The organism is uncultured Maribacter sp. (assembly GCF_963977385.1).
Lineage (GTDB): Bacteria > Bacteroidota > Bacteroidia > Flavobacteriales > Flavobacteriaceae > Maribacter.
Window position 1 is genome coordinate 199,688 of sequence record NZ_CAXBOU010000001.1, and the last position, 22,236, is coordinate 221,923.

Annotated in this window: 14 protein-coding genes; 3 read left to right on the forward strand and 11 right to left on the reverse strand. The window is 34.6% G+C overall.

Annotated features, from left to right (window positions below; genetic code table 11):
- The first annotated feature begins 115 nt into the window (after window positions 1-115).
- Window positions 116-991, forward strand: a complete 876-nt coding sequence (locus tag AAC084_RS00815) for a DUF1080 domain-containing protein (protein ID WP_339835594.1) — start codon at window positions 116-118, stop codon at window positions 989-991.
- A 7-nt stretch (window positions 992-998) separates the two neighbouring features.
- On the opposite strand, the gene AAC084_RS00820 is transcribed toward AAC084_RS00815, so the two are convergent.
- The 10 genes from AAC084_RS00820 to AAC084_RS00865 form a co-directional block, all read right to left on the reverse strand.
- Window positions 999-2,627, reverse strand: a complete 1,629-nt coding sequence (locus tag AAC084_RS00820) for a S41 family peptidase (protein ID WP_339835597.1) — start codon at window positions 2,625-2,627, stop codon at window positions 999-1,001.
- Window positions 2,608-3,078 carry a ribonuclease P protein component gene (gene rnpA / locus AAC084_RS00825; RefSeq protein ID WP_339835600.1) on the reverse strand — a complete coding sequence of 157 codons (471 nt, stop codon included), beginning with the start codon at window positions 3,076-3,078 and terminating at the stop codon, window positions 2,608-2,610. The genes AAC084_RS00820 and rnpA overlap by 20 nt, the downstream gene beginning before the upstream one ends.
- Complete coding sequence (locus AAC084_RS00830) at window positions 3,063-4,916, reverse strand: M1 family metallopeptidase (protein WP_339835603.1); 1,854 nt, start codon at window positions 4,914-4,916, stop codon at window positions 3,063-3,065. The genes rnpA and AAC084_RS00830 overlap by 16 nt, the downstream gene beginning before the upstream one ends.
- A 16-nt stretch (window positions 4,917-4,932) precedes the next feature.
- On the reverse strand, window positions 4,933-6,585 hold the full coding sequence (locus AAC084_RS00835) for a S8 family peptidase (RefSeq protein ID WP_339835605.1): 1,653 nt from the start codon (window positions 6,583-6,585) through the stop codon (window positions 4,933-4,935).
- Window positions 6,586-6,638: 53 nt separating this feature from the next.
- Window positions 6,639-7,499, reverse strand: a complete 861-nt coding sequence (locus AAC084_RS00840) for an MBL fold metallo-hydrolase (RefSeq protein WP_339835607.1) — start codon at window positions 7,497-7,499, stop codon at window positions 6,639-6,641.
- A 117-nt stretch (window positions 7,500-7,616) separates the two neighbouring features.
- Window positions 7,617-8,036, reverse strand: a complete 420-nt coding sequence (locus AAC084_RS00845; RefSeq protein WP_339835609.1) for a response regulator — start codon at window positions 8,034-8,036, stop codon at window positions 7,617-7,619.
- Window positions 8,017-11,895, reverse strand: a complete 3,879-nt coding sequence (locus AAC084_RS00850; protein ID WP_339835611.1) for a PAS domain S-box protein — start codon at window positions 11,893-11,895, stop codon at window positions 8,017-8,019. Before AAC084_RS00850 ends, AAC084_RS00845 begins: the two co-directional genes overlap by 20 nt.
- Window positions 11,896-12,030: 135 nt before the next feature.
- Window positions 12,031-12,207: a hypothetical protein gene (locus tag AAC084_RS00855; protein ID WP_339835612.1), complete on the reverse strand. Its 177-nt coding sequence runs from the start codon at window positions 12,205-12,207 to the stop codon at window positions 12,031-12,033.
- Between the two features lie 433 nt (window positions 12,208-12,640).
- Window positions 12,641-14,863: a SulP family inorganic anion transporter gene (locus tag AAC084_RS00860; RefSeq protein WP_339835614.1), complete on the reverse strand. Its 2,223-nt coding sequence runs from the start codon at window positions 14,861-14,863 to the stop codon at window positions 12,641-12,643.
- 2 nt (window positions 14,864-14,865) lie between these two features.
- Complete coding sequence (locus AAC084_RS00865; protein ID WP_339835616.1) at window positions 14,866-15,657, reverse strand: universal stress protein; 792 nt, start codon at window positions 15,655-15,657, stop codon at window positions 14,866-14,868.
- A gap of 211 nt (window positions 15,658-15,868) precedes the next feature.
- Here AAC084_RS00865 and AAC084_RS00870 point away from each other — a divergent pair, with 211 nt between their 5' ends.
- On the forward strand, window positions 15,869-17,728 hold the full coding sequence (locus AAC084_RS00870; protein WP_339835617.1) for a sodium:proton antiporter: 1,860 nt from the start codon (window positions 15,869-15,871) through the stop codon (window positions 17,726-17,728).
- Here AAC084_RS00870 and lepA read toward each other — a convergent pair.
- A complete protein-coding gene (gene lepA / locus AAC084_RS00875; protein ID WP_339835619.1) occupies window positions 17,725-19,521 on the reverse strand; it encodes a translation elongation factor 4 in 1,797 nt (598 codons plus the stop codon). The two genes, AAC084_RS00870 and lepA, sit on opposite strands and share 4 nt — an antisense overlap.
- Window positions 19,522-19,723: 202 nt before the next feature.
- Between lepA and AAC084_RS00880 the strand changes: the two genes are divergently transcribed.
- Window positions 19,724-22,129, forward strand: a complete 2,406-nt coding sequence (locus AAC084_RS00880) for an outer membrane beta-barrel family protein (protein ID WP_339835621.1) — start codon at window positions 19,724-19,726, stop codon at window positions 22,127-22,129.
- Window positions 22,130-22,236: the final 107 nt, after the last annotated feature.

The window sequence follows — 22,236 nt, forward strand, 5'->3', positions numbered from 1 at the left end:
AGTAGCTAAGATTTTAATCAATCAACATAGATTATATTTAAAAGTGAACTATTCAAGGTTTGCTTTTGTTTTCTTGAAGAGGCACACCACAACCAACTGATTTAAAAGACTTAAAATGAAAGAACAAATTCTAAAGACTAGTTTAACTTTTACAGCATTATTGTTTTTAATGGGTTACGGGGTAGTAAAATCTCAACAAACAGAAGAAGACTGGGAAACGATGTTTAATGGAAGTGATTTAAGTGGATGGACAACAAAAATTCATCATTATGAAGTTGGTGATAATTATGGGGAAACCTTTAGGGCAGAAGATGGTATGGTAAAAGTGCGCTATGATCAATATGAAGGTGAGTTTAACGATCGTTTTTCTCATTTATATTATGATCAACCTTTTTCAGATTTTCATTTGACTATGCAGTACAGATTTGTTGGGGAACTTTATAGGGGAGCACCAGAGTATACCATGAAAAACAGTGGGATAATGTTTCATTCACAAGACCCTAAAACAATGCTTAAAGAGCAAGACTGGCCAATTTCTGTAGAAATGCAATTTTTGGCAGGAATTGAAAAGGGCGTAGAGCGCCCTACAGGTAATATGTGCTCTCCGGGCACAGATGTAGTTTATAAGGGCAAGATAGACCCTAGACACTGTATTAATTCGAGTTCAGACACGTATTATGGTGAGCAATGGGTAACAGCAGAGTTAATTGTACTTAATGACTCGTTGATTACACATATTATTAATGGAAAAACCGTATTGCAATATACTAAACCACAAATTGGCGGAGAAGTAGCTAATGGCTATGACCCTAAAATTAAGCAAGATGGGAAGCCATTAAAAGAAGGTCTAATAGCATTACAAAGCGAAGGCCAACCTATAGATTTCAGGAATATTAAAATCAGGAATTTAAAAGGGTGTACAGACCCTAAGGCTAAAAACTATAAAGAATATTACGTTGTTTCAGATGCTAAATCGTGCTCTTATGAATAAAGGAATTCTATTTCAAAATACCGTTATACTTAGAATTATTTCCTAATAATTCTGTTGCGGCTAAAATAGCATCATCGTTATTTAAATAATACTGGTACAAACCGTTGCTGTAGAAGTAGCGTTTAACGATTTCATCTTCTAGGTTTTTTTGAATCTCGCTTTGGTATTTATCCAATGCGTTGATTTTGCCTTTCTCGATATTCGCTAAAAGTGTTTTATAACTATCCTTAACATCGCTACCTAAAAAATCGTTTTCATCACCAGAAAGGGCACTTTTAATAGCCTTCTCTGCCTTGGTCTCAAAAGAGAAGCTACTTTTCTTTACATGATTTTTAAATGCGTTAAAATCAGCATCTGTAAATTTAAAATCGGTTATTGACTCATAATTATGTGTATAATGGTAATCGGTAGCATAATCAAAAATTACGTTGTTTCGAAGTAAGGCTAAAGTAAGATCATTTGTTTTGGCCGTTGCCACCTCAATATCGGGTAAAATTCCGCCACCATCTTGAACTTTTCTACCATTACGTGTAGAGAAATCATTGAAAGTGGTATTTCTTACGGCATTGCCTCCTTCATCTCTATTCCAATAATCCAATGCTTGAATACAACGGCCGGAAGCCGTATAGTATCTTGAAATAGTAACTTTTAATTGCGTGCCATACGTAAGTTTTAAGGGGCGTTGAACTAAACCTTTTCCAAAACTTCGTGCACCCATGATAACTGCCCTATCTAAGTCTTGCAAACTGCCCGATACAATTTCACTTGCCGAGGCGCTACTTCCATTCACTAAAACGACTAGTGGAATTTCTTCATCTACAGGCTGATTGTTGGTATGGTATTCACGGTTAAACTTTTTAACTTTAGATTTAGTCGTTACCACTAGCTCACCTTTTGGCACGAACAAGTTGGTTACATTAATTGCTTCTGAAAGCAAACCACCAGGGTTACCCCTAAGATCTAATATTATTTTTTCGGCACCTTTTCCTTTTAAATCTAGTAATGCAGCCTTTGTTTGTTCAGATGCTTTTGCGTTGAATTTTGCTAATACGATATACCCCGTTTTATCGTCTATCATTTTAAAGAAAGGGACGGCATCTACTTCGATACCTTCACGAGTAATAGTAGTTGTAATTAATTTACCTTGCCTTTTGTAGGTTACACTTACCGTTGAACCATTAGCTCCTTTTAAGAGTTCACTTGCGTTTTCTTCAAATTCGGATACTTTGATGTCTCCTATCTGAATAATTTCGTCTCCTGCTTTTAAACCAGCTTTATCTGCCGGATATCCTTCATGTGGTTCTATAATTAATAATTTGTCTTTAAAAGAACGAACCATTGCACCTATGCCTGAATATTCCCCAGCATTATTAATTCGATAGGTTTCAACATCTTGTTCATTTAGAAATTTGGTGTAAGGATCTAATTCCTCAAGCATATTTTTAATGGCGGTATCCATTAATTCTGCAGGGTTGGTTTCATCCACGTAGTTCATGTTCAATTCCTTGAACAGGGTAGTGAAGATTTCTATTTGCTTGGCTATTTCAAAAAAGTCACTTTTATAACTACTTCCTACAAAGAGAAAGACAATCGCTATAATGGGTACTATGACTTTTTTACTTAGTATTTTTTTCATTAATCTGTAGCTTAAACTTGTTTAAAACGAGCTTCATTTTATGATCTAACTGCTCAAAGGTGGGCATATCCTTACCAAGGTATAAAAATAGAAACGCAAAGTTAGCATCTGTATTGTTAAAAACCAGTGCTTTATTAAGTCTATAAGACTCTCTAAGCAAACGTTTAATCTTGTTTCTATCTACGGCGCTTTTAAAATTACGTTTGGCAACCGTAACCCCGGTTTTAATTGGCACTTCTTTATTCTCTACGGATAGATAAATTAATTTCAACGGATAAACAGAAATACCTTTACCCTCTTCAAACAATTGTGTGATGAGTGTTTTACTTTTAAGTTTTTCCTTTTTTCCGAAGGATTCATCCATTATAAAAGAAGTATTAAAAGAATTAGCCCCCAAGTTGGGGGCATAAATATCTAAAACTTTACAAGAAGATACTACTCTGCTTGCCAAACATTATTTTCTAAATTCACATCTGCCATTAGTTGAGATGGATCTAAAACAATTGCTTTTATGGAAGACATTGGTTTATTGATTACAAAATCGTAGGTAGGGTAAGCCCAGGCCCAATCTTCTATAACAGTTCTTTCTATACCTTCATAAGGGTTTTCCTTTTCACCTCGCATCATACGTAACGGAGCATAAAAAGTTTCTCTGGTATCGTCATTGTATACGACCAAAATATCCATAGGCATGGGCATTAAGCCAATACGCTCTAAGGTAACTTTGGTTGTGTTTTCTGTGGCAGCAACTTCTTTTATACTATAATCAATAGTATTGGTAGTCTGTGTCCAGTCGGTCAAGTACCAATCCAGTTCAAAGCCAGATACTTTTTCGGCAACACGTTTAATATCATTCGGTACTGGATGTTTAAATTTAAATTCATCATAATACTGACGAATAGTTTCCATCAATTTATCTTGACCAATAACATATCCTAATTGAGATAAAAAGATAGAGCCTTTGCTATATGCAGAAATTCCATAAGCAAAGTTAAGATCATAACGATCTGCATAAGTACCTTGAGGTTGTTCTTTACCTGAAAGCGCTAAGTTTCTATATCCTTTGTAAGTACTCTCAAAAGGGTTTTCTTTTTCATAATCCATTATTTCACTCATGCAAAGCTTAGATATAAATGAGGTAAATCCTTCATCCATCCACTCATGTTTAGCCTCGTTTGTAGCCAAAATATGCTGAAACCACGAATGCGCCATTTCATGTGCCATTACACCAACCAGGCTACCAAATTTACGGTCACCTGTTATAAGAGTTGACATGGCATATTCCATACCGCCATCACCGCCTTGTATTACAGAATATTGGTCGTAAGGATATTCACCGATATTCTTATTAAAAAACTCCATAGCCTCTACAGTCTTAGGCTGAAGATTTTTCCAGTTTTCTAATATTTTAGGATTGTTCTTATATAGGAAATGCAAAACCGGACCATTAGGAACTTGCTGAATATCATGAATATATTCAGGATCTGCAGCCCACATAAAATCATGTACCATTGGGGCTTTAAAGTGCCAAGTTAAGGTTTTGCCTTTTTGCTTTTTAACCTTTGTTCCTGGTGTCTCATAACCATGACCTATTTCATTTGGGTTTTGTAGGTAACCTGTGCCACCAACAGTATACTTTTTGTCTAGGGTTAATTTTACATCAAAATCGCCCCATACACCTTGAAATTCACGTGCTATATATGGGTCTGCATGCCAACCTTCAAAATCAAATTCCGCAAGTTTTGGGTACCATTGGCTCATAGACAAGGCAACACCTTCTTCGTTATTTCTACCAGAGCGTCTTATCTGTAAAGGAACTTGACCATTAAAAGCCATGTTAAAAGTAGATTTACTACCCGGTGCTATTGGTGAAGCTAAGTCAACGACCAAAACAGTGCCTTCTTCAGAAAACGTAACGCTCTTACCATCTTGTGTTAAAGTAGTAGCGTGTAGATAGCCCATTTCACTTTCAGAAAGGGTAGAAATTCTACTCTTCTTTTCTTCTGTAATCATACGACCATCAGGATCAGCAATAGTATGCAAGCGAATATCCATTTCACTACCTGGTTGAAAGGCATTGAAATATAGATGGAAGTAAACCCTTTTTAATTCATCTGGCGAATTATTGGTGTAGACCAATGTTTGGGTTCCGGTGTATTGAAAACTATCAACATCCATATCCACTTCCATGGTATAATCTACATGTTGTTGCCAATAGTTGGTTTTGTTCTGAGCAATTAGTCCAATAGTGAATAATGCTGTTAGAAATGTAAATATTGATTTAGTCATATGTGTGGTATAAATATTATAATTGAACCTGTCCGGCAGCAACCTTGCTTGCCATTACCAATGCATTGTAAGCATTAACAATTTTACCTGATGTTGAAATTTGTTCTAATGAAGCACTTTTAGCATTATCTCCTGCTAAAATCACTTTTGCTCTAATTGGCAGTCCAGATTGTAAAATTATCTTTTTAACCTGCGCAGCTGTAAGTGATGGATATTGTGACATAACCAAAGCCGCTACTCCGGCAACAGCAGGTGCTGCCATTGAGGTGCCGGGCGAATATTCATATTCATTGTTTGGGTAGGTAGAATAGATATCGGTACCAGGGGCAAAAATATCAACATTTACTTTACCGTAATTAGAATAGCTAGCCACCAATTCTGAACCATATTTTGGATTCAAAGCACCAACGGTAATTACGTTATCTGCAATTTCAGGCCCATTATTTACTTGATCATTAGGGTAATTACCATTCTTTGGGTCGTCTAGATTTGCACCATCATTACCAGCTGCATGCACAAAAAGAACATTTTTTTCAGCTGCGTATTTAATAGCTTCATATACCCATTCTGCTTTAGGCGAAAAAGATTTTCCAAAACTTCCATTTATAACTCGAGCACCATTATCTACAGCATAACGAATACCTAGCGCAATATCTTTATCATACTCATCACCATTAGGCACGGCTCTAATACTCATTATTGCAACGTTGTTCGCAACACCATTTACACCTTTTCCGTTATTACGCTCAGCCGCAATAATACCTGCCACGTGTGTTCCATGGCTTTCATCGTCAACCCTATTTTTTGGGTTACCGTTTCCATAATCTAAATCACTTATATCGTATGCGTCATCACCTACAGGCTCTCTACCATTGAAATCTTTATTTAGATTATAGTTAAGTTGTTCGGTGTAATACTTAATTCCAGAATTTAATTCTTTGAGAACCTCAGGTATGGTTTCTTTGATACCGAACATTTGATTAAGCACAGCTACATTTCGCTGCATAGTCTCATCGGTTGCCTTGATACTTACTAAATCTTCTTTAGTGTAAGAATCCTTCTTCAAATATTTCTTAACATCTGCATCTGCATTTTTAACGGCTTGTAATATTTGCTCGTATTGCTGCTTGCCCTGTAATGCCTCGCTATATTTTGCATCTAGCTTTGATTTAGCCTTAGCTAAGGTAGCTGCGTCACCTATGTTTAAACGCAACATACGCACATACTCTAATTGTTCATTATATGATTCTCCCAAGAAGTTATAACCATGAATATCATCTATGTAGCCATTACCATCATCATCTTTATTGTTGCCAGCTTTTTCTTTGGTATTAGTCCACAATATCCCGTCAAGGTCTTCATGGTTTAAATCGATACCAGAATCTAGCACCGCTACAATTGTTTTCGTTCCTTTTCTATTTTTAATGATTTCATCGTAAGCCTTGTCAACACTCATACCGGGTATGGTGTCTGCTACCAAGTCAAGATGACCCCAGTTATTCTTTTCACTGGTGGTGAGATCGGCTATTTTTAAAGGAGTTGTATCAATATTCTCAACGGGAGTAAGAATAAGTCCTCCCCCGCCTGTTGCTGAACTCGTACTACCACAACTGGTTAGTATTGCAACAATTGAAAGAGTGAATAACGATTTTAAATATGTATTTGTCATAAATGGGAACTTTAATATAAATGATATATTAGTTAATGTATAGTAGCGTAAAGTTAATTGAAGATTTCATCAAAAGAGTAGACCTTATCTAGACGTACACCCTTTTCGGTTTGTTTTAAGGTACATAGTTGATTATGTGCATCATGTTCAAAAAATAAATAATAGTTGTTTTCAACAGCCTGTTTTAAAAACAGTTCTTTCTCGGTCATTGTAATTAACGGCCTAGTATCATAACTTATAACGTAAGGCAATGGAATATGCCCAACTGTTGGTATAAGGTCGGCGACGTAAGCAATAGTCTTTCCTTTGTAAGAAAATTGAGGTAACATTTGTTTTTCTGTATGACCGTCTACAAAACGAATATCAAAACCTAACGGGCTATTATTAAGGAATCCTCCTTCTGTTTGGTCAATAAAATTTAATTGACCACTCTCTTGCATGGGTATGAGGTTTTCTTTTAAAAATGAAGCTTTTTCTCGTGGATTAGGTTCTGTTGCCCATTTCCAGTGCTTTTCATTTGTCCAGAACTTTGCATTTTTAAAAGCAGGTTCATAACCCGTTCTATCTTTATTCCACTGAATGGCACCACCACAATGATCAAAATGCAAATGAGTCAAAAAGACATCGGTTATATCATCTCTGTTAAAACCATGTTTTTTTAAAGAAGCATCTATGGTAAAGTCTCCCCATCGATAGTAGTAGCCAAAAAATTTGTCTGATTGTTTGTTACCCATTCCAGTATCAACCAATATAAGACGTTCGCCATCTTCAATTAATAAACTACGGGCGGCTATGTCAATAAGATTATTGCTGTCTGCAGGGTTTGTTCTCTGCCAAATAGCCTTTGGAACAACGCCGAACATAGCACCACCATCCAATTTAAAATTACCGGTTTCAACAGGAAAAATTTTCATAAGCGGCAAAATAATAAAAGTGGATTGAATCTTAGGTTTATTAAGAATATATTATCATTTAGCCCTGTAGATTAATGGGCTAAAAACATAATTTTTGAGTTGAGCTTTGTTGTGTAATTAATCCTCTAAAAGCAATTCACTAATTTGATGGTGTGCTAAAGGCTTGGTAAGGTGTTTTTTAACCACATAATACTTTTGTCCATTTTCAGAGTCTGAAGAATCTAATGAGGAGCTTAGAATATATATTTTGCAATGATTTTTTACGCCTTCTGGCAGTTTCATGTATTCATCTAAAAATTCAAACCCGTTCATTCTAGGCATTTTAATATCTAAGAATATTACATCGGGAAAAGCCTCTTCTTTTACAATAATGTCGTTTAAATAAACCAAAGCATCAAAACCAGAAGTCATGACCGTAATTTGTGAAATGTGTTCCTCTTTCGAAATTATGGCTTTATTAATAAAATTGTCCACATCCGAATCGTCAATTAAAAGTATATTTATATCCCTAGTCATATTATTTTCTACCTGATTCATTTGGTATTTTTATAGTAAACATTGTTCCTTCCCCCAATTTTGATTTTACTTCAATGGTTCCATTAAGCTTGGTCAACACTTCTTTTACGATGAACAAACCTATACCAGACCCCATTATTCTAGAAGACACTCTATAAAACATATTAAATATTTTATCTAATTCTATTTCTTCTATCCCTAATCCATTGTCTTTAATAGTAATAATTGCCTCTTTCTTTGTTGTGGTAACATTCAACCAAATAGAAGGCGCCTTCTTTTCTATATCATGATATTTAATGGCGTTCGATATAAAATTATTTAAAATGATAGAAATTCTCTTGCTATCGGAAACAAAACCTACTTTATCAATAACGTTTATTTCTATATTAATTTCATTCGTGTTCTCTAAATACCAAAGACTTTCTATGGAATTTTCTAATAAGTTAGTAAAATTTATGGTTTCTAATTTAACATCAACATGTTTATTTCGAGAATATTCAATGATGTCTTTGATAAAATCATCTAACCTTTCAATAGATTTTTCCATCATATTTAAATGAAGTGTTAATTGTGGATCTCGTTCTTCCATTAAGGTTAATTGTATGAGTCCAAGAACCGAGGCTAAAGGAGCTCTTAACTCATGAGAAGCACTATACACAAAACTATCAAGTTCAGAATTTGTCTTTTTAAGCTCTATGTTTTGAGACTTCAATGCTTCTTCAGCTTCTTTTCTTTTCGTGTTGTCAATTAAGTTGACCAAGTAGCTTTCTTTATTATTAAAATGCAAAGATTCAATTGAAATCAAAAGAGATTTAGTTTGACCACTGTTTATTAGATGTACAACAAACTCCTGGTTGATTACCCTTCCTTTTTCTATAAACTGCCCCCAAATTTTAAGACGTTCCTTCTCATCTATAGTGATTACTCCAGATTCTAAAACAGTTTTACCTATTAAAGCTTCTCGTGTAGTACTTAAAAGATTGTAGACTGTCTTGTTGGCTTCAATTACCCTTCTTTGGTCATCTAGAATAACCATGCCCATTAAATTGGTCTCAAAGGCTTTGGCAAATTTTTCTTTGGTTTCACGCAAGGCTTCTTCTGCTAGTATATTTTTAGTAATATCCATAGCTGTACCATGCAGTTGTATGGGTTTACCTTCATCATTATAAACATTTTCAGAAAAGCTTAGTATATGTTTAACGGTTGTGTCTTTAAGGCATATTTTATAAATGGTTGGTATGGTTTGATCATCCTCTGGTTTTCTACTCAAAACCTCAGCCAAAACGTTAGCATCATCAGGATGTATAAATTCGATTACTTCTTCTAGAGTTATGCTTGTCTTATCATGAATACCATATATTTCAAACATCTCGTCAGACCATTCTACGAGATTACTCTCTATGTACCAGCTCCAATACCCAATCTTTCCAATTCTTATAGCTGCGTCCATTTTTGACTGCAGCTTTGTTATTTCATTGTCAGCTTCTTTTTGTTTGGTAATGTCGATTACTGTTCCCCTTAATTTAATGGGTAAATTCTCCACATTAAATTCAGCTTCCATTTCTATATGCAAGTATTTAATGGCGCCATTTTTGTCTAATATTCTATATGTATAAGAATGTGTGCCATTTTCTACAATTGTTTCTTTCAAAACTTTACGGTGCAGATGCACATCATCTGGATGAATTAGGCTTTCAAGTAATGGAATGGTAATAGTGGTGTCTTGCTTAACATTATAAATTTCGTACAATTTTGGAGACCAATTGGCGACTTCTGTTATTATATCATAGTCCCAATAACCAATTTTACCAATTCGTATGGCGGCATTCATTTTACCTTGAAGATCTAAGATTTCATTTTGAATTTTATTATGTTCGCTTAGGTCAAAAGCAATACAGCCAACCGCAATAGGGTCATTTGTAATTTTATCATGAATTAAAAAACTTGAAAGCTCTAAAGGAATTTCTGAGTTTGATTTAAAATTTCTAAACGGAATTTGACCGGTCCATAAACCATTTTCAAGAACATTTGGTAGGTGACTGTTCTCAACAACATTTCGATATTCGTTTGGAAAATAATCAAGAATTGAAATATTCGAGATATCTTGATTATCTGAAATACCCACTAATTTTTTACCAGCCTCGTTAACATATAATGACTGACCGTTTAATGCGGCTAAACCTATAAACCCTGGACTATTTTCAATAATCGCAATTAATTTTTGGTTTTCTTGATCTATTTTTCTCTTTTTGGTTACGTCCCTAAAATAAATGGTGATACCTTCTATAGAGGGGTATAGCTTATTTTCTATCCAAACATCAAACTGTTCATGATATTGCTCAAAATGAGTGAATTTTTGCGTTTCCATGGCTCCGTTAAAAATGGCATAGGCCTCTGAATTTTTGAATTCAGGAAATTCTTTCCAAAGATTTTTGCCCATCATTTCAGCAGCCTCTATATCAATAACCCTTGCGGCTTTAGCATTTATGTAAATAAAATTCCAGTTTTTGTCAAAGGCGATATAGGCATCTGAAATACGCTCGGTTAATTGTCTATATTTTTTTTCACTACGTCTAATTTCGAGGTCGGCATTTTTCCTGTCTGTTTGGTTTATATAAGTGCTTAAGCTGTATTTTTTGTCTTGGTACTCATAGGGCTCCATAGAGGTTATCAAATGTAATATTTCACCTTTTTTTGATTTAAACTCTATTTCTATTTTACCAACTCTTTTTGAAGAAGCAAATACGCTTATATCAGGGTTATTTTTTAAGGCCTCTTCCATATCTAAAAGGCCTAATTCTGGAATGGTTTTTCCTTTTATTTCTTTAAGGGTATATCCTATTAATTCGAGAAAATAATCATTGGCGTCAACAAAACGTTTATCACAGTCTTTAATAGCCATACCGACAAAACCATTATTAAAGGCTTTGCTGAATTTTTTTAAATTATCTTGGGCGGTGAGTTCTAATTCTTTTCTTGTTGTGGTATCTCTTACAATTCCTAATATTGTTGTATCATTTAATTTTTTAGAACTTACTTCTCCATAAAAGGTAGTGCCGTCCTTTTTAATTAGTTTACGCTCAGAAAGCACTGATTGTCCTTCCTCAAGTGTATCATATCGTAAGGGATATTTGTCTAAATCAGCTGCCGTTGTAAGTTCATTTATATTTTTTGATAAAAACTCATCTTTTGCATACCCAAACATATTAATTCCATAGGGGTTACTATCTAAAACATTGCCACTAAAATCAGTTAGAAAAATTCCGTCAGAAGCTTGTTCAATCAGCAAGCGATACTTTTCTCTACTTTCTTGTAGCAAAGTTGTTTTTTCTTCAACCAATTGATTTAATCTAAAAGGTTGACGAACAAGAAACCAAACGAGAATTCCGCAAACGACTGAGAGTAAAAATCCTAATATAGAAAAGATAATTATTGTAGAATAAGAAGTTGTTTTATTTGAAATAATACGAAGCTTCCATTCTCCTTGGCTTGTGGTAATGGGTACATTGATAGCCTCTTCTTTTGATATATTTTTAGAACTAAAAAACACTTCTTCTGTTTGATCATCATTAATTTTGGCTAGTTGGTAAGAGAAATGAGTATCGCCCAATGAATCTAACTTTACCGCACTTATAACAGTAGACAAATTAATTACTGAAGCCACAAAACCATTAAAACCATTTTCATTGTATAACGGTCTTCTGCCTACAAAGCCCGTACCTCCTTGATTTAGGTAAATTGGTCCAGCCGTGAAATACTTCTTTCTTTCGAGTGTAATTAGCGCGCCATCTTTTCCAATAGAATCTTGCAATATATTCAAACCCAAAACTTCGTTATTTTCTAATGGGTAAACATGGGTGATTACCCCTTCGTGGTTCACAAGTTCAAGTACATCAATCTTATCATTAACATTAAGGAGTAATTGCGCTACACTATCAAAGTTATCGGGAATACCATAGTTTTCGATTATAAAAGCTAAAGTTTGAGTGGTAGTGAAACTTTGGCTAAGGACGTTCTATAAATCTTCCTTTAGTTTTAAAGCCCTTTCATTTACTCCTTGTTGTTCTGTTTGCTTCTGTAGTTTAAATCTTTGATTGGTTATGGTTTGTGTAATTAACAAAACCATTAAAAACACCAAAAAACCATATAGAAATGGTTTTTTGAAAACAGAATGCTGTTGAGTTTCAAGCATTTTAAAGTTCTTATTAATTTAGATGTATTACTAGGTTTAGAATTTCAACGTATTCTTTCTTCAAGTTTAATGTTTAACAATATGGCTAACCTATAAATAATCAAATTGGAAAACGAATAATAAGCTTTTATTTAAGGATATTGTAAATAAAGAATTTCAATAATCTTATTTTAGTTTGAACACAATCGCCAAATATTTGAGTTTTCGTGAACTTTAAGCTAAGTTAAAAAAGCATTTGTAAAATTAGGTATTTTCCTCATATTTTGTAAGGCGTAATCTTAGTGTAAGAAAAACACTTGTTATCTGTATATTAGAAAGTTATACCAGTAGGTTTTTAAAAATCATGAGATTAACTGTCGCAATTATGTACTAATACAATTGTTGTCTATATAGCAATAGTTATCAAAACACTTGCTAGCTTTTATGAAGAAGTTTAAACAGAAATACTTTGTGTGAGCAAAATATTAAGTTGTTTACCAAAATATAGCATCGCCTTAATTTCCTTAACACTTAAAAGGCGTTCTTTTTTCAAGATCATAATAGATTTTCCGTTGCTTTCAATATGATAATATGGATTGCTTTCTAAGAAAAGTATGAGCTCATCGGTAAACAAATCTTGAATATCATCTCTATCTGGGCCACTTAGGTAAAATCGTTTATTAAAATCGGGGTGATTTTCTATGTCAATGTCCTTAAAACCTGCCATCCCATAAATGAAATCCAAAAGACCCTCTTTATCTAAGGTGAACACCGGTATTGGTTGTTCTAATTTTATGTGTAAAATAGTAGTTTTAACCACTTCTCTTGCAATAAATTCACCCTCATTAAACTCTATATCAAACAAATGAAATGTTTTTGTTTTATCATAAAAGCTGTTGTAGAAGAAAGGAACTTTTCTTGTTCTAAAGAAAATAAATTTCTGTAAAAATTTAGTTTCACTAGACCGTTTAGGGTTGTATGACCATTTGTATTCTTTGGACATTTTTTTTAAAAGCCCTTGTCTTTTGGTAAAATATCTTTCTATAGGACCAAGCTTGTTCAATGGCATCAATTTACGAATAGCAAAAGGATGTTTTGAATCTGTACCATGCTTATCAAGCCCTATGATTTCGATACTACCATCTTTCTTGGTAAAGGTGTCAATATAGTTTTCTAAACCTTCCATTACGGTATGGTCTACAAAACTACATAGAGAGAAATCTAAGATTACATTCTCATTTTCAGGTATGATATCGAGTTTATTCTTTAGCCTATAAAAGTTTAGGAAACTTAAGAAGTACTTTACACTGATATAATAATTGCCTCCGTCTTTTTCTTTAAACATTAAAATATTTGGTTTTGCCAAGTGATTAATGAATAAGGATATGCTTCTGTTTAACACCACGTGAATTATAAAGGTTACCAAAATTCCCATGGCAATACCTGTTATAAGATTTGTAAATAAAGTGGTTAAAAGTGTTGCGAAAAAGATAAGAATCTGTTCTTTTCCAATTCGGGCTATTTTCGAAATGTTTTTTGGTGTTGCGAGCTTATAACCGGTATACACAAGAATTGCAGCTAAAGCTGCTAAGGGTATACGCCTTAATTGGTCTTGAAAAAGAAGTACAAATATGACTAGAAAAAGGGCGTGGAAAAAATTAGCGGACCTATTGGTTGCACCGTTGTTTACATTAACAGAACTTCTTGCGATAACCGTTACCACATTCAAACCACCAACCAACCCACTAATTGATGTGGCTAAGCCAAGAGCCTTAAGGTCTTTGTTTACATTAGACCTTCTTCGTTCGGTATCAAGTTTGTCTACCGCTTTAATACTTAATAATGATTCTATACTGGCAATTAGTGTAATTGCCAAAACCGTCATAATAAAATCTATCTCCATTGCTTTTGAAAAATCAGGAAAAGCTAAATTCGAGAGTACATTATTAGGAATACTCACTAAAAACTCTCCTTCTAGGGGATATGGTAAATTCAGCGAAACAAAAACATAACTAAAGCTTACCGATAAAATTAAAATCCACATGGGCGCAGGAATGAGGTGTAAGTACTTATTCCTTATTTTAGAGTAATTGGCCATAATAATGAGCGCAATTAAACCGATAATAGCAGCAATAAGCTGTTCTAAATGATAGTCATTATAAAGATCAATGATGCCTTCGGGTATTTGTAATAATAATTGAATTATACTACCATGTTCATTGTTATGGCCAATCATGATATGAAACTGCTTGGCAAGTATACCTAAGCCTATAGCGGCCAACATACCCTCAATTGCAGATGCCGGAAAGAAATCTGCAAGTCTTCCCATTTTCAGAAACCCAAGAATTAGCATCAGTATACCAGAAAAGACAATAGCGGCCAACGTAAATAGGTATCCGGCATATAGGTCTCCACCGCCCAAAGTGGTGATAGCACCTAATAGTACGATTACTAAACCATTACCAGGTCCGGTTATGGTTACGTTAGAGCCGCCTAAGAGGGAAACTACTACCCCGCCAACTACAGCTGCAATAATGCCGGATATTGGAGGTGCCTCACTTGCCAATGCCAGCCCTAGCCCTAAGGGCAGTGCAATTAAAGACACCACAAAACCAGAAAATAAATTCTTGGGAAGTGAACCAATGAACGTAGAGGTTTTCTTTTTTTTGCCGGTCAAATCTATTTTCTAACTATTAATAAATCGGTTGGTAAATCAGATAAAATATATTCAATATCATGCGGAAAAATTCGGTCCCAAATACCTGTTTTTATTGGCGCATTCATAACTAAAAGATCAGCTCTTACTACTTCGGCATAATGCCCAATTGAATAACCTCTCTTTCCGAATATACTTTGTGTTTTTACTTTAATGTTTTGGGTAATATTTTTAGGTAGAGCGCAAACTATGTTGTTGACCCTCGATTCTTCTCTGTGTCGTAATCGTTGTTTAATAATATTCGCTTTTTTTAAAGAGCGATCATCTTCAACGGTTACGCGTATTTCTTTTGGTAAAATTTCTTCGACTATGGTGATTTGCTGAGCCCCAAGCAAACTAGAAAAATAAAAGGCATGCTGTATGGCCATTGGCGTTTCTGGAGCATTGAGCCCATTAACAACTACATGCTTACAGGGTATTCTTTTTTCTGAAGGTTTAATTAATAAGAGAACAGAACAATTTACTTTACGCGTTAACTTTCTGGCAATCGATCCTACATAAAACTGAAATTTTTTCTCTCGCTGTAGAGCGCCTAAAATTAACAGGTCGATTTTTAAATCTAAACATGCTTCTGCAATAACCGATTCAGGGTTGCCTTCTTTCCAAATCACATCAATAGTAAGATCAGAATGTTCAGATTTTGAAATTATTGCATTGATTTCATCTGATTTTTCTGGAGTGTTTTTACCTACATGTAATAAGGTTAATTTGCAATTCAGATAATGGGCAATACGAGTAGATTCTATGATATTCACCTTTAAGGAAGGTGAAAAGGCAAAGCCGAATAAAATCGATGAATATAACTTGATAGGTTTTTGATTAATGGTTTGTGTGTTCCAAGATAGGGCTTAATTATAAGAAGCAAAACAAGCTTTCCAATTTGGGTACTTAAAAATGCATGGTTTAGGTGCTGTTTTTATCGTAATTAATACGCTTAAATTGTTATTTTTATCCAAAATAAATAATATGCTAGAGCTTGCTGGAATCATTATTTTAGGAATACTTGCTCAATGGGTGGCATGGCGTTTAAAATTACCCGCGATATTACCTTTAATTCTTATTGGTTTATTGGTGGGGCCATTTTCTACTCTATATACAGCCGATGGTTCCAAGATAATAGAACCTATATGGAATGGGGATAAAGGACTTTTTCCGGGAGAAAGTCTGTATTACTTTGTTTCTCTTGCTATCAGTATTATATTATTTGAAGGCGGACTAACTCTGAAGCGCTCAGAAATAAGTAGTATTGGGCCCGTAATCACAAAATTAATAACATTAGGAAGTGTTACTACATTTTTTGGAGCGGCATTAGCTGCATATTTTCTATTTGGTCTTTCATGGCAACTTTGTTTTTTATTCTCCGCGTTAATTATTGTAACTGGCCCAACAGTAATTACTCCGATTTTAAGAAATATTCCGCTTAAAAAAGATGTGTCTGCAATTTTGAAATGGGAGGGTATTCTTATTGACCCCATAGGTGCTTTGGCAGCTGTTTTGGTGTATGAGTTTATTAGCGTAGGAGAGGGACAGGCATATACAATGACGGCATTAATAGAGTTCGGTAAAATCTTATTATTTGGCTTCACTTTTGGCTTCACCTTTGCTCATGCCCTTACTTTTCTAATTAAGAAGAACTTTATTCCACATTATTTGTTGAATGTTGTTACACTTTCTGTGGTATTAGGCGTGTTCGTAATGTCTGATGTATTTGCTCATGAATCGGGTTTATTGGCCGTTGTGGTCATGGGAATGGTCATGGGAAACACCAATTTGCCCAATATAAAGGAGTTGCTTTACTTTAAAGAATCATTAAGTATTCTTCTAATTTCTATTTTGTTCATTTTGCTGGCAGCCAACATCAATATTGCGGATCTAGAATTAATATATACTTGGAAAACGATTGTTTTATTCTTGTCCATTGTATTATTGATCAGACCTCTTGGCGTTTTTCTTAGTTCAATTGGTTCCAATTTAAAGCTTAACGAAAAACTTTTTATTAGTTGGGTAGGCCCTAGAGGTATTGTTGCAGCTGGTATAGCGTCGCTTTTTGGCTCAAAACTATTATCGAGAGGAGAACCGGGTGCAGAGTACATTACACCTTTAGTGTTTATGATTGTTTTGGGCACGGTTCTTTTGAACGCCACAACTGCGCGATTATTTGCAAAGTTAATTGGTGTATTTCTGAATAAATCGGAAGGCATATTGATTTTGGGCGCTTCTAAAGCTTCAAGATTAATCGGCACATATTTACATCAACATGACAGGCATGTAGTATTGATAGATAATAATCAATCGAACATTGATAAGGCCAATAAATTAGGGTTGGAAGCTATTTCTGCCAATGTTTATTCTGATAGTTTAATAGATAATATTGAACTTAATGACATAGGTTATTTAATGGCGTTGACTGGCAACTCAGATATCAATAAATACGCGATTAACAAGTTTCAGGATATCTTTGGTGAAAATGGTTCTTTTAGGTTGGTGGATGCCGATGAAATGGCAGACCCAGAAAACAACCCGAAAGAGGGCTTATTTTCCCATACAGATGACTTTATTAAACTGACCGAAGCCGCCAGAAAATATCCATCAATCCATGAAATTGAACTTCATGATACAGAACATTACGAAGGGTTAATAGAAATCACTAAGGCCGATGCCGATATTGTTCCTTTATTTCTTAAAGATCCTGAAGGGGATATTCAAATAATTACAGCTTTTAGCAAAGATTTCACCGACATACAGGAGGGATTCAAACTTGTATATTTAGGTAAGATGTTTCCTTCGGAAGATCAAGAAAAAGAGGTTAAAAAGGAAATCGCTTAATCGTTCAATTTAAGAACAGCCATAAATGCTTCTTGTGGTATTTCTACATTACCAACTTGACGCATACGTTTTTTACCTTTTTTCTGTTTTTCTAAAAGTTTTCTTTTACGAGAGATATCACCACCGTAACATTTAGCCGTAACATCTTTACGTAATGCCTTAATGGTTTCTCTAGAAATAATTTTAGAACCGATAGCTGCTTGAATAGGAATATCGAATTGTTGTCTTGGTATAAGTTCTTTAAGCTTCTCACACATTTTTTTACCGATAGTAGTAGCGCTGTCGGCATGTATTAATGCGGAAAGCGCATCTACAGTCTGTGCGTTCAATAAGATATCTACACGAACCAATTTCGATTCTCGCATTCCTATAGGTGTGTAATCAAAAGAAGCATATCCTTTAGATACTGTTTTTAAACGATCGTAGAAATCAAATACAATTTCAGCCAAAGGCATATCAAAGTTGAGTTCTACACGTTCAGTAGTTAAATAGGTTTGATTGGTAATCTGCCCTCTTTTTTCAATACAAAGAGACATAACATTACCAACAAAATCAGCTTTAGTGATAATGGTTGCTTTTATATAGGGTTCCTCAACGCGATCAATTGTTGATGGATCAGGCAAATCGGTCGGATTGTTCACAATCATCGGAACTTGTGGGTCTTTGCGAGTAAAGGCGTGATAGCTAACATTGGGTACCGTAGTAATTACGGTCATATCAAATTCGCGTTCCAAGCGTTCCTGTATAATTTCCATATGCAGCATTCCCAAGAACCCGCAACGAAATCCGAAGCCAAGTGCAGCACTACTTTCTGCAGCAAAGACTAAAGAGGCATCGTTCAATTGTAATTTTTCCATAGAAGACCTCAACTCTTCAAAATCTTCGGTATCAACCGGGTATATTCCAGCAAAAACCATAGGTTTTACATCTTCAAATCCTGCAATAGGGTTTGTAGTTGGGTTGGCAGAATCGGTAATTGTATCACCGACCTTCACTTCGCGTGCATCTTTTATACCGGTAATCAAATATCCTACATCCCCTGCCTTTATCTCTTTTTTAGGTTGTTGTGTCAATTTTAAAGTTCCCACCTCATCGGCAAAGTAACTTTTATCGGTAGCAACGAATTTTATCTTCTGACCTTTTTTAATAGAGCCGTTCATCACTCTAAAGTAGGTTTCAACCCCTCTAAAAGGATTATAAACAGAATCAAAAACAAGTGCTTGTAAAGCTTCATCTGGGTTTCCTTTTGGTGCAGGAACCCGCTCAATAATTGCACTTAATATTTCTTCGATTCCAAGACCTGTTTTCGCACTTGCCGGTATAACATCTTCTGCTTTACAGCCCAATAGATCAACAATATCGTCAGTAACTTCTTCTGGACTTGCACTTGGTAAATCCACTTTATTTAAAACAGGAATGATTTCAAGATCATTCTCTAAGGCTAAATATAGGTTTGAAATAGTCTGTGCTTGAATGCTTTGTGCCGCATCTACAACCAAAAGGGCACCTTCACACGCTGCAATAGAACGAGAAACCTCATAAGAGAAATCTACGTGACCAGGTGTGTCTATTAAGTTTAAAATATACTGCTCGCCTTTGTAGGTATACTCCATTTGTATGGCATGGCTCTTAATAGTGATACCACGCTCTCTCTCAAGATCCATACTATCTAATAATTGCTCTTTCTTTTCACGGTCTGTAACAGATCCCGTAAATTCCAAAAGACGATCGGCCAAGGTGCTTTTACCATGGTCAATATGGGCGATTATACAGAAATTTCTAATGTTTTTCATAGCGGCAGCAGTAAAAATAATGCTAAATTAAACCAAGAATAATACTCGGCACTAAAGAGCAATTGCAAATATAATCTAATTTATAGCGCTAAGCTTGGGTGTAATCGCCAATTTATTCTTGTCACGTTTTCATTGGATTACATAGTTTGTAAAGAATTACAACATATTTTTAATTAGATTTGATAATCAACCCAAACTACTATTGAGACTATTATTTGCTATTTTAATCTTCACCATTGGTATTTCTGATTGTGCTTTTAGTCAAACCTATGAATTGAAAGGTGAGGTTAAAGATCAATTTCAAGAACCTGTTGCCTTTGCTTCTGTTTTTCTTCTAACGATAACTGATTCTATTTTGGTTAAAGGAACTTCTGCAGACGAGAATGGGACTTTTTCTATTTCTAATATCACTGAAGGACTTTATTTTTTAAAAGCATCTTACGTAGGGCAAATGTCAGATAATCTAGCATTGGAGATAATCAAAGACACAAAAATTGGCGCTGTGATTATAGAACAGCAGGCAGAGGAACTTATTGAGGTTACCGTAACTGGTAACAGACCTGTAGTAGAACGAAAGGTAGACCGTATCGTATTTAATGTTGAGAACACCGTGATTTCGCAAAATAGTTCATGGGATATTTTACGTCAGACACCAGGGGTAATTGTAACGAATGATGAATTACAAGTGCGAAACCAAGCTACTACCGTATATATTAACAACCGCAAAGTACAATTGTCATCAGAAGAGGTTAGAAGTCTTTTAGAGAATTATCAGGGGGAGAATATAAAATCGGTTGAGGTTATTTATAATCCCCCAGCTAGTTATGATGCAGAAGGCGGATCAATTTTAAATATTATTACGAGTAAAAATGTATCTCTTGGCTATAAAGGAAATATAAGCGCAGGATATACCCAAGGGGTATTCCCAAAATATAATTTTGGCACCTCTCATTTTTACAAGACCGATAAACTTAATGTGAATGCTAGTTATAATTATGCGCCAAAAAAGGAATTCAAGAATACATTGAATAATACAAATTACATCAATAATACTGGCGTCTTTTCTGTATGGGATACTGATTTTGACCAAGTCATTCGTAGTAATACACATAGCGCAGGCCTTGTGATAGATTATGATTTAGATAATAAGAATACCCTTAGCCTGACTACAAATGCACAACTGCAACCTAAAAGGGAATCTGAATTTAATCAAAACACCACTATAAAGAATGGTGCTGGAGTATTGGATTCAACATTTACAACAGGTAGTTATCTAAACGAAACAAAGAATAATATATCTGGCGACCTTACCTACAAGCATAGTTTTAAGAAAAATGGAAATCTTAATGTAAATGCACATTACACATATTTCGACCTAGATAGGTCGCAAGATGTGAATTCTAATTATTTTCTACCAAACGGTTCATTTATTCGAGATTTCAATTTCTCAACTAATGCGGATCAGCAAATCGAAATTAAAACCGCTCAATTAGACTATAACGATAATTTTGGAAGTGTCTTTTTTGAAACAGGAATTAAAGGGTCATATATAAATTCTGAAAGTAAATTGGATTATTTTCTTAGAAATAATGGTTCAGAATTTATTTCAAATTTATCTGACGATTATTCTTATGATGAAAGTGTTTATGCCGCATATTTTAGTTTTTCAAAAGATTGGGAAAAATGGAGTTTAAAAACAGGTTTACGAGGAGAAAATACAGAAAGTTCAGGGAATTCTGTAAACATTTCTAGCATCAACGACCTTAGCTATTTTGAATTGTTCCCATCCTTATATTTACTTCATAACATAAATGAGCACCATAGCTTATCTTTTGATTATTCAAGAAAGCTACAACGGCCTAGATATGAAGACTTGAATCCATTTAGAACATACATCAATGAAAGAACCTTTGAAGAAGGCAACCCAAACCTTATGCCCAGCTTCAGTCATAATTTTAATTTAAACTACACCCTTAATCAAGAATACTTTTTTGATTTTTATTATCGGGATAATGGCAGGTATATATCAACACTAACATTTCAAGACAATGATAATTTAATATTAAGGGATATAACTCAGAATGTGATGGAAAGCACTTCTTTTGGTTTTGATTTTACGTATGGCAAGTCCATTAGTAATAATTGGTATCTGTACAGTTACATTTCTCTTTTTCATGAAGATGAAACATTCATCGCCTTACAAAGTGATGCTTATTCCTTTAAAAATGAATACAACGGGGCATATATCGACCTTACAAATTATATTACCCTTTCTGGCGACGGTACATTTAAAGGAGAATTAGGCTTTGTTTATATGTCAGGCTATTTACAGGGGTCTTATATTCAAGAACAATCTACCAATTTAACATTGGGGCTCAGAAAGTCGTTTATGAAGAACAGGGCCGTAGTTAGTGTAAGTGCTAACGATCTTTTAGGCAAGTACAATGCATATGTTTCTTCTAAATACTTAAATCAAGACAATCGCTATTTGTCTGCACCAGAAACGCAATATGTGAAGTTTGGTTTTACTTATAATTTCGGAAATTTCCGATTAGAAGATAACCAACGTGATATAGAAAAAAGCGAGCGTGAGCGGTTAAATAATTAATTAAGGCCTACTACTTAGAAGTCAATATTTTTTCTTGTTAAAATAATTAACATTTCTGTCAGATATTTCCGATTACCTTTCCTATATTTAATTCCTACAATCAATTA

Coding starts and splice junctions, on each gene's coding strand:
- AAC084_RS00835 (WP_339835605.1), bottom strand. CDS start 6,585: ATGACAAATACATATTTAAAATCGTTATTCACTCTTTCAATTGTTGCA.
- AAC084_RS00830 (WP_339835603.1), bottom strand. CDS start 4,916: ATGACTAAATCAATATTTACATTTCTAACAGCATTATTCACTATTGGA.
- AAC084_RS00840 (WP_339835607.1), bottom strand. CDS start 7,499: ATGAAAATTTTTCCTGTTGAAACCGGTAATTTTAAATTGGATGGTGGT.
- AAC084_RS00820 (WP_339835597.1), bottom strand. CDS start 2,627: ATGAAAAAAATACTAAGTAAAAAAGTCATAGTACCCATTATAGCGATT.
- AAC084_RS00845 (WP_339835609.1), bottom strand. CDS start 8,036: ATGAATCAGGTAGAAAATAATATGACTAGGGATATAAATATACTTTTA.
- AAC084_RS00855 (WP_339835612.1), bottom strand. CDS start 12,207: ATGCTTGAAACTCAACAGCATTCTGTTTTCAAAAAACCATTTCTATAT.
- AAC084_RS00815 (WP_339835594.1), top strand. CDS start 116: ATGAAAGAACAAATTCTAAAGACTAGTTTAACTTTTACAGCATTATTG.
- AAC084_RS00870 (WP_339835617.1), top strand. CDS start 15,869: ATGCTAGAGCTTGCTGGAATCATTATTTTAGGAATACTTGCTCAATGG.
- lepA (WP_339835619.1), bottom strand. CDS start 19,521: ATGAAAAACATTAGAAATTTCTGTATAATCGCCCATATTGACCATGGT.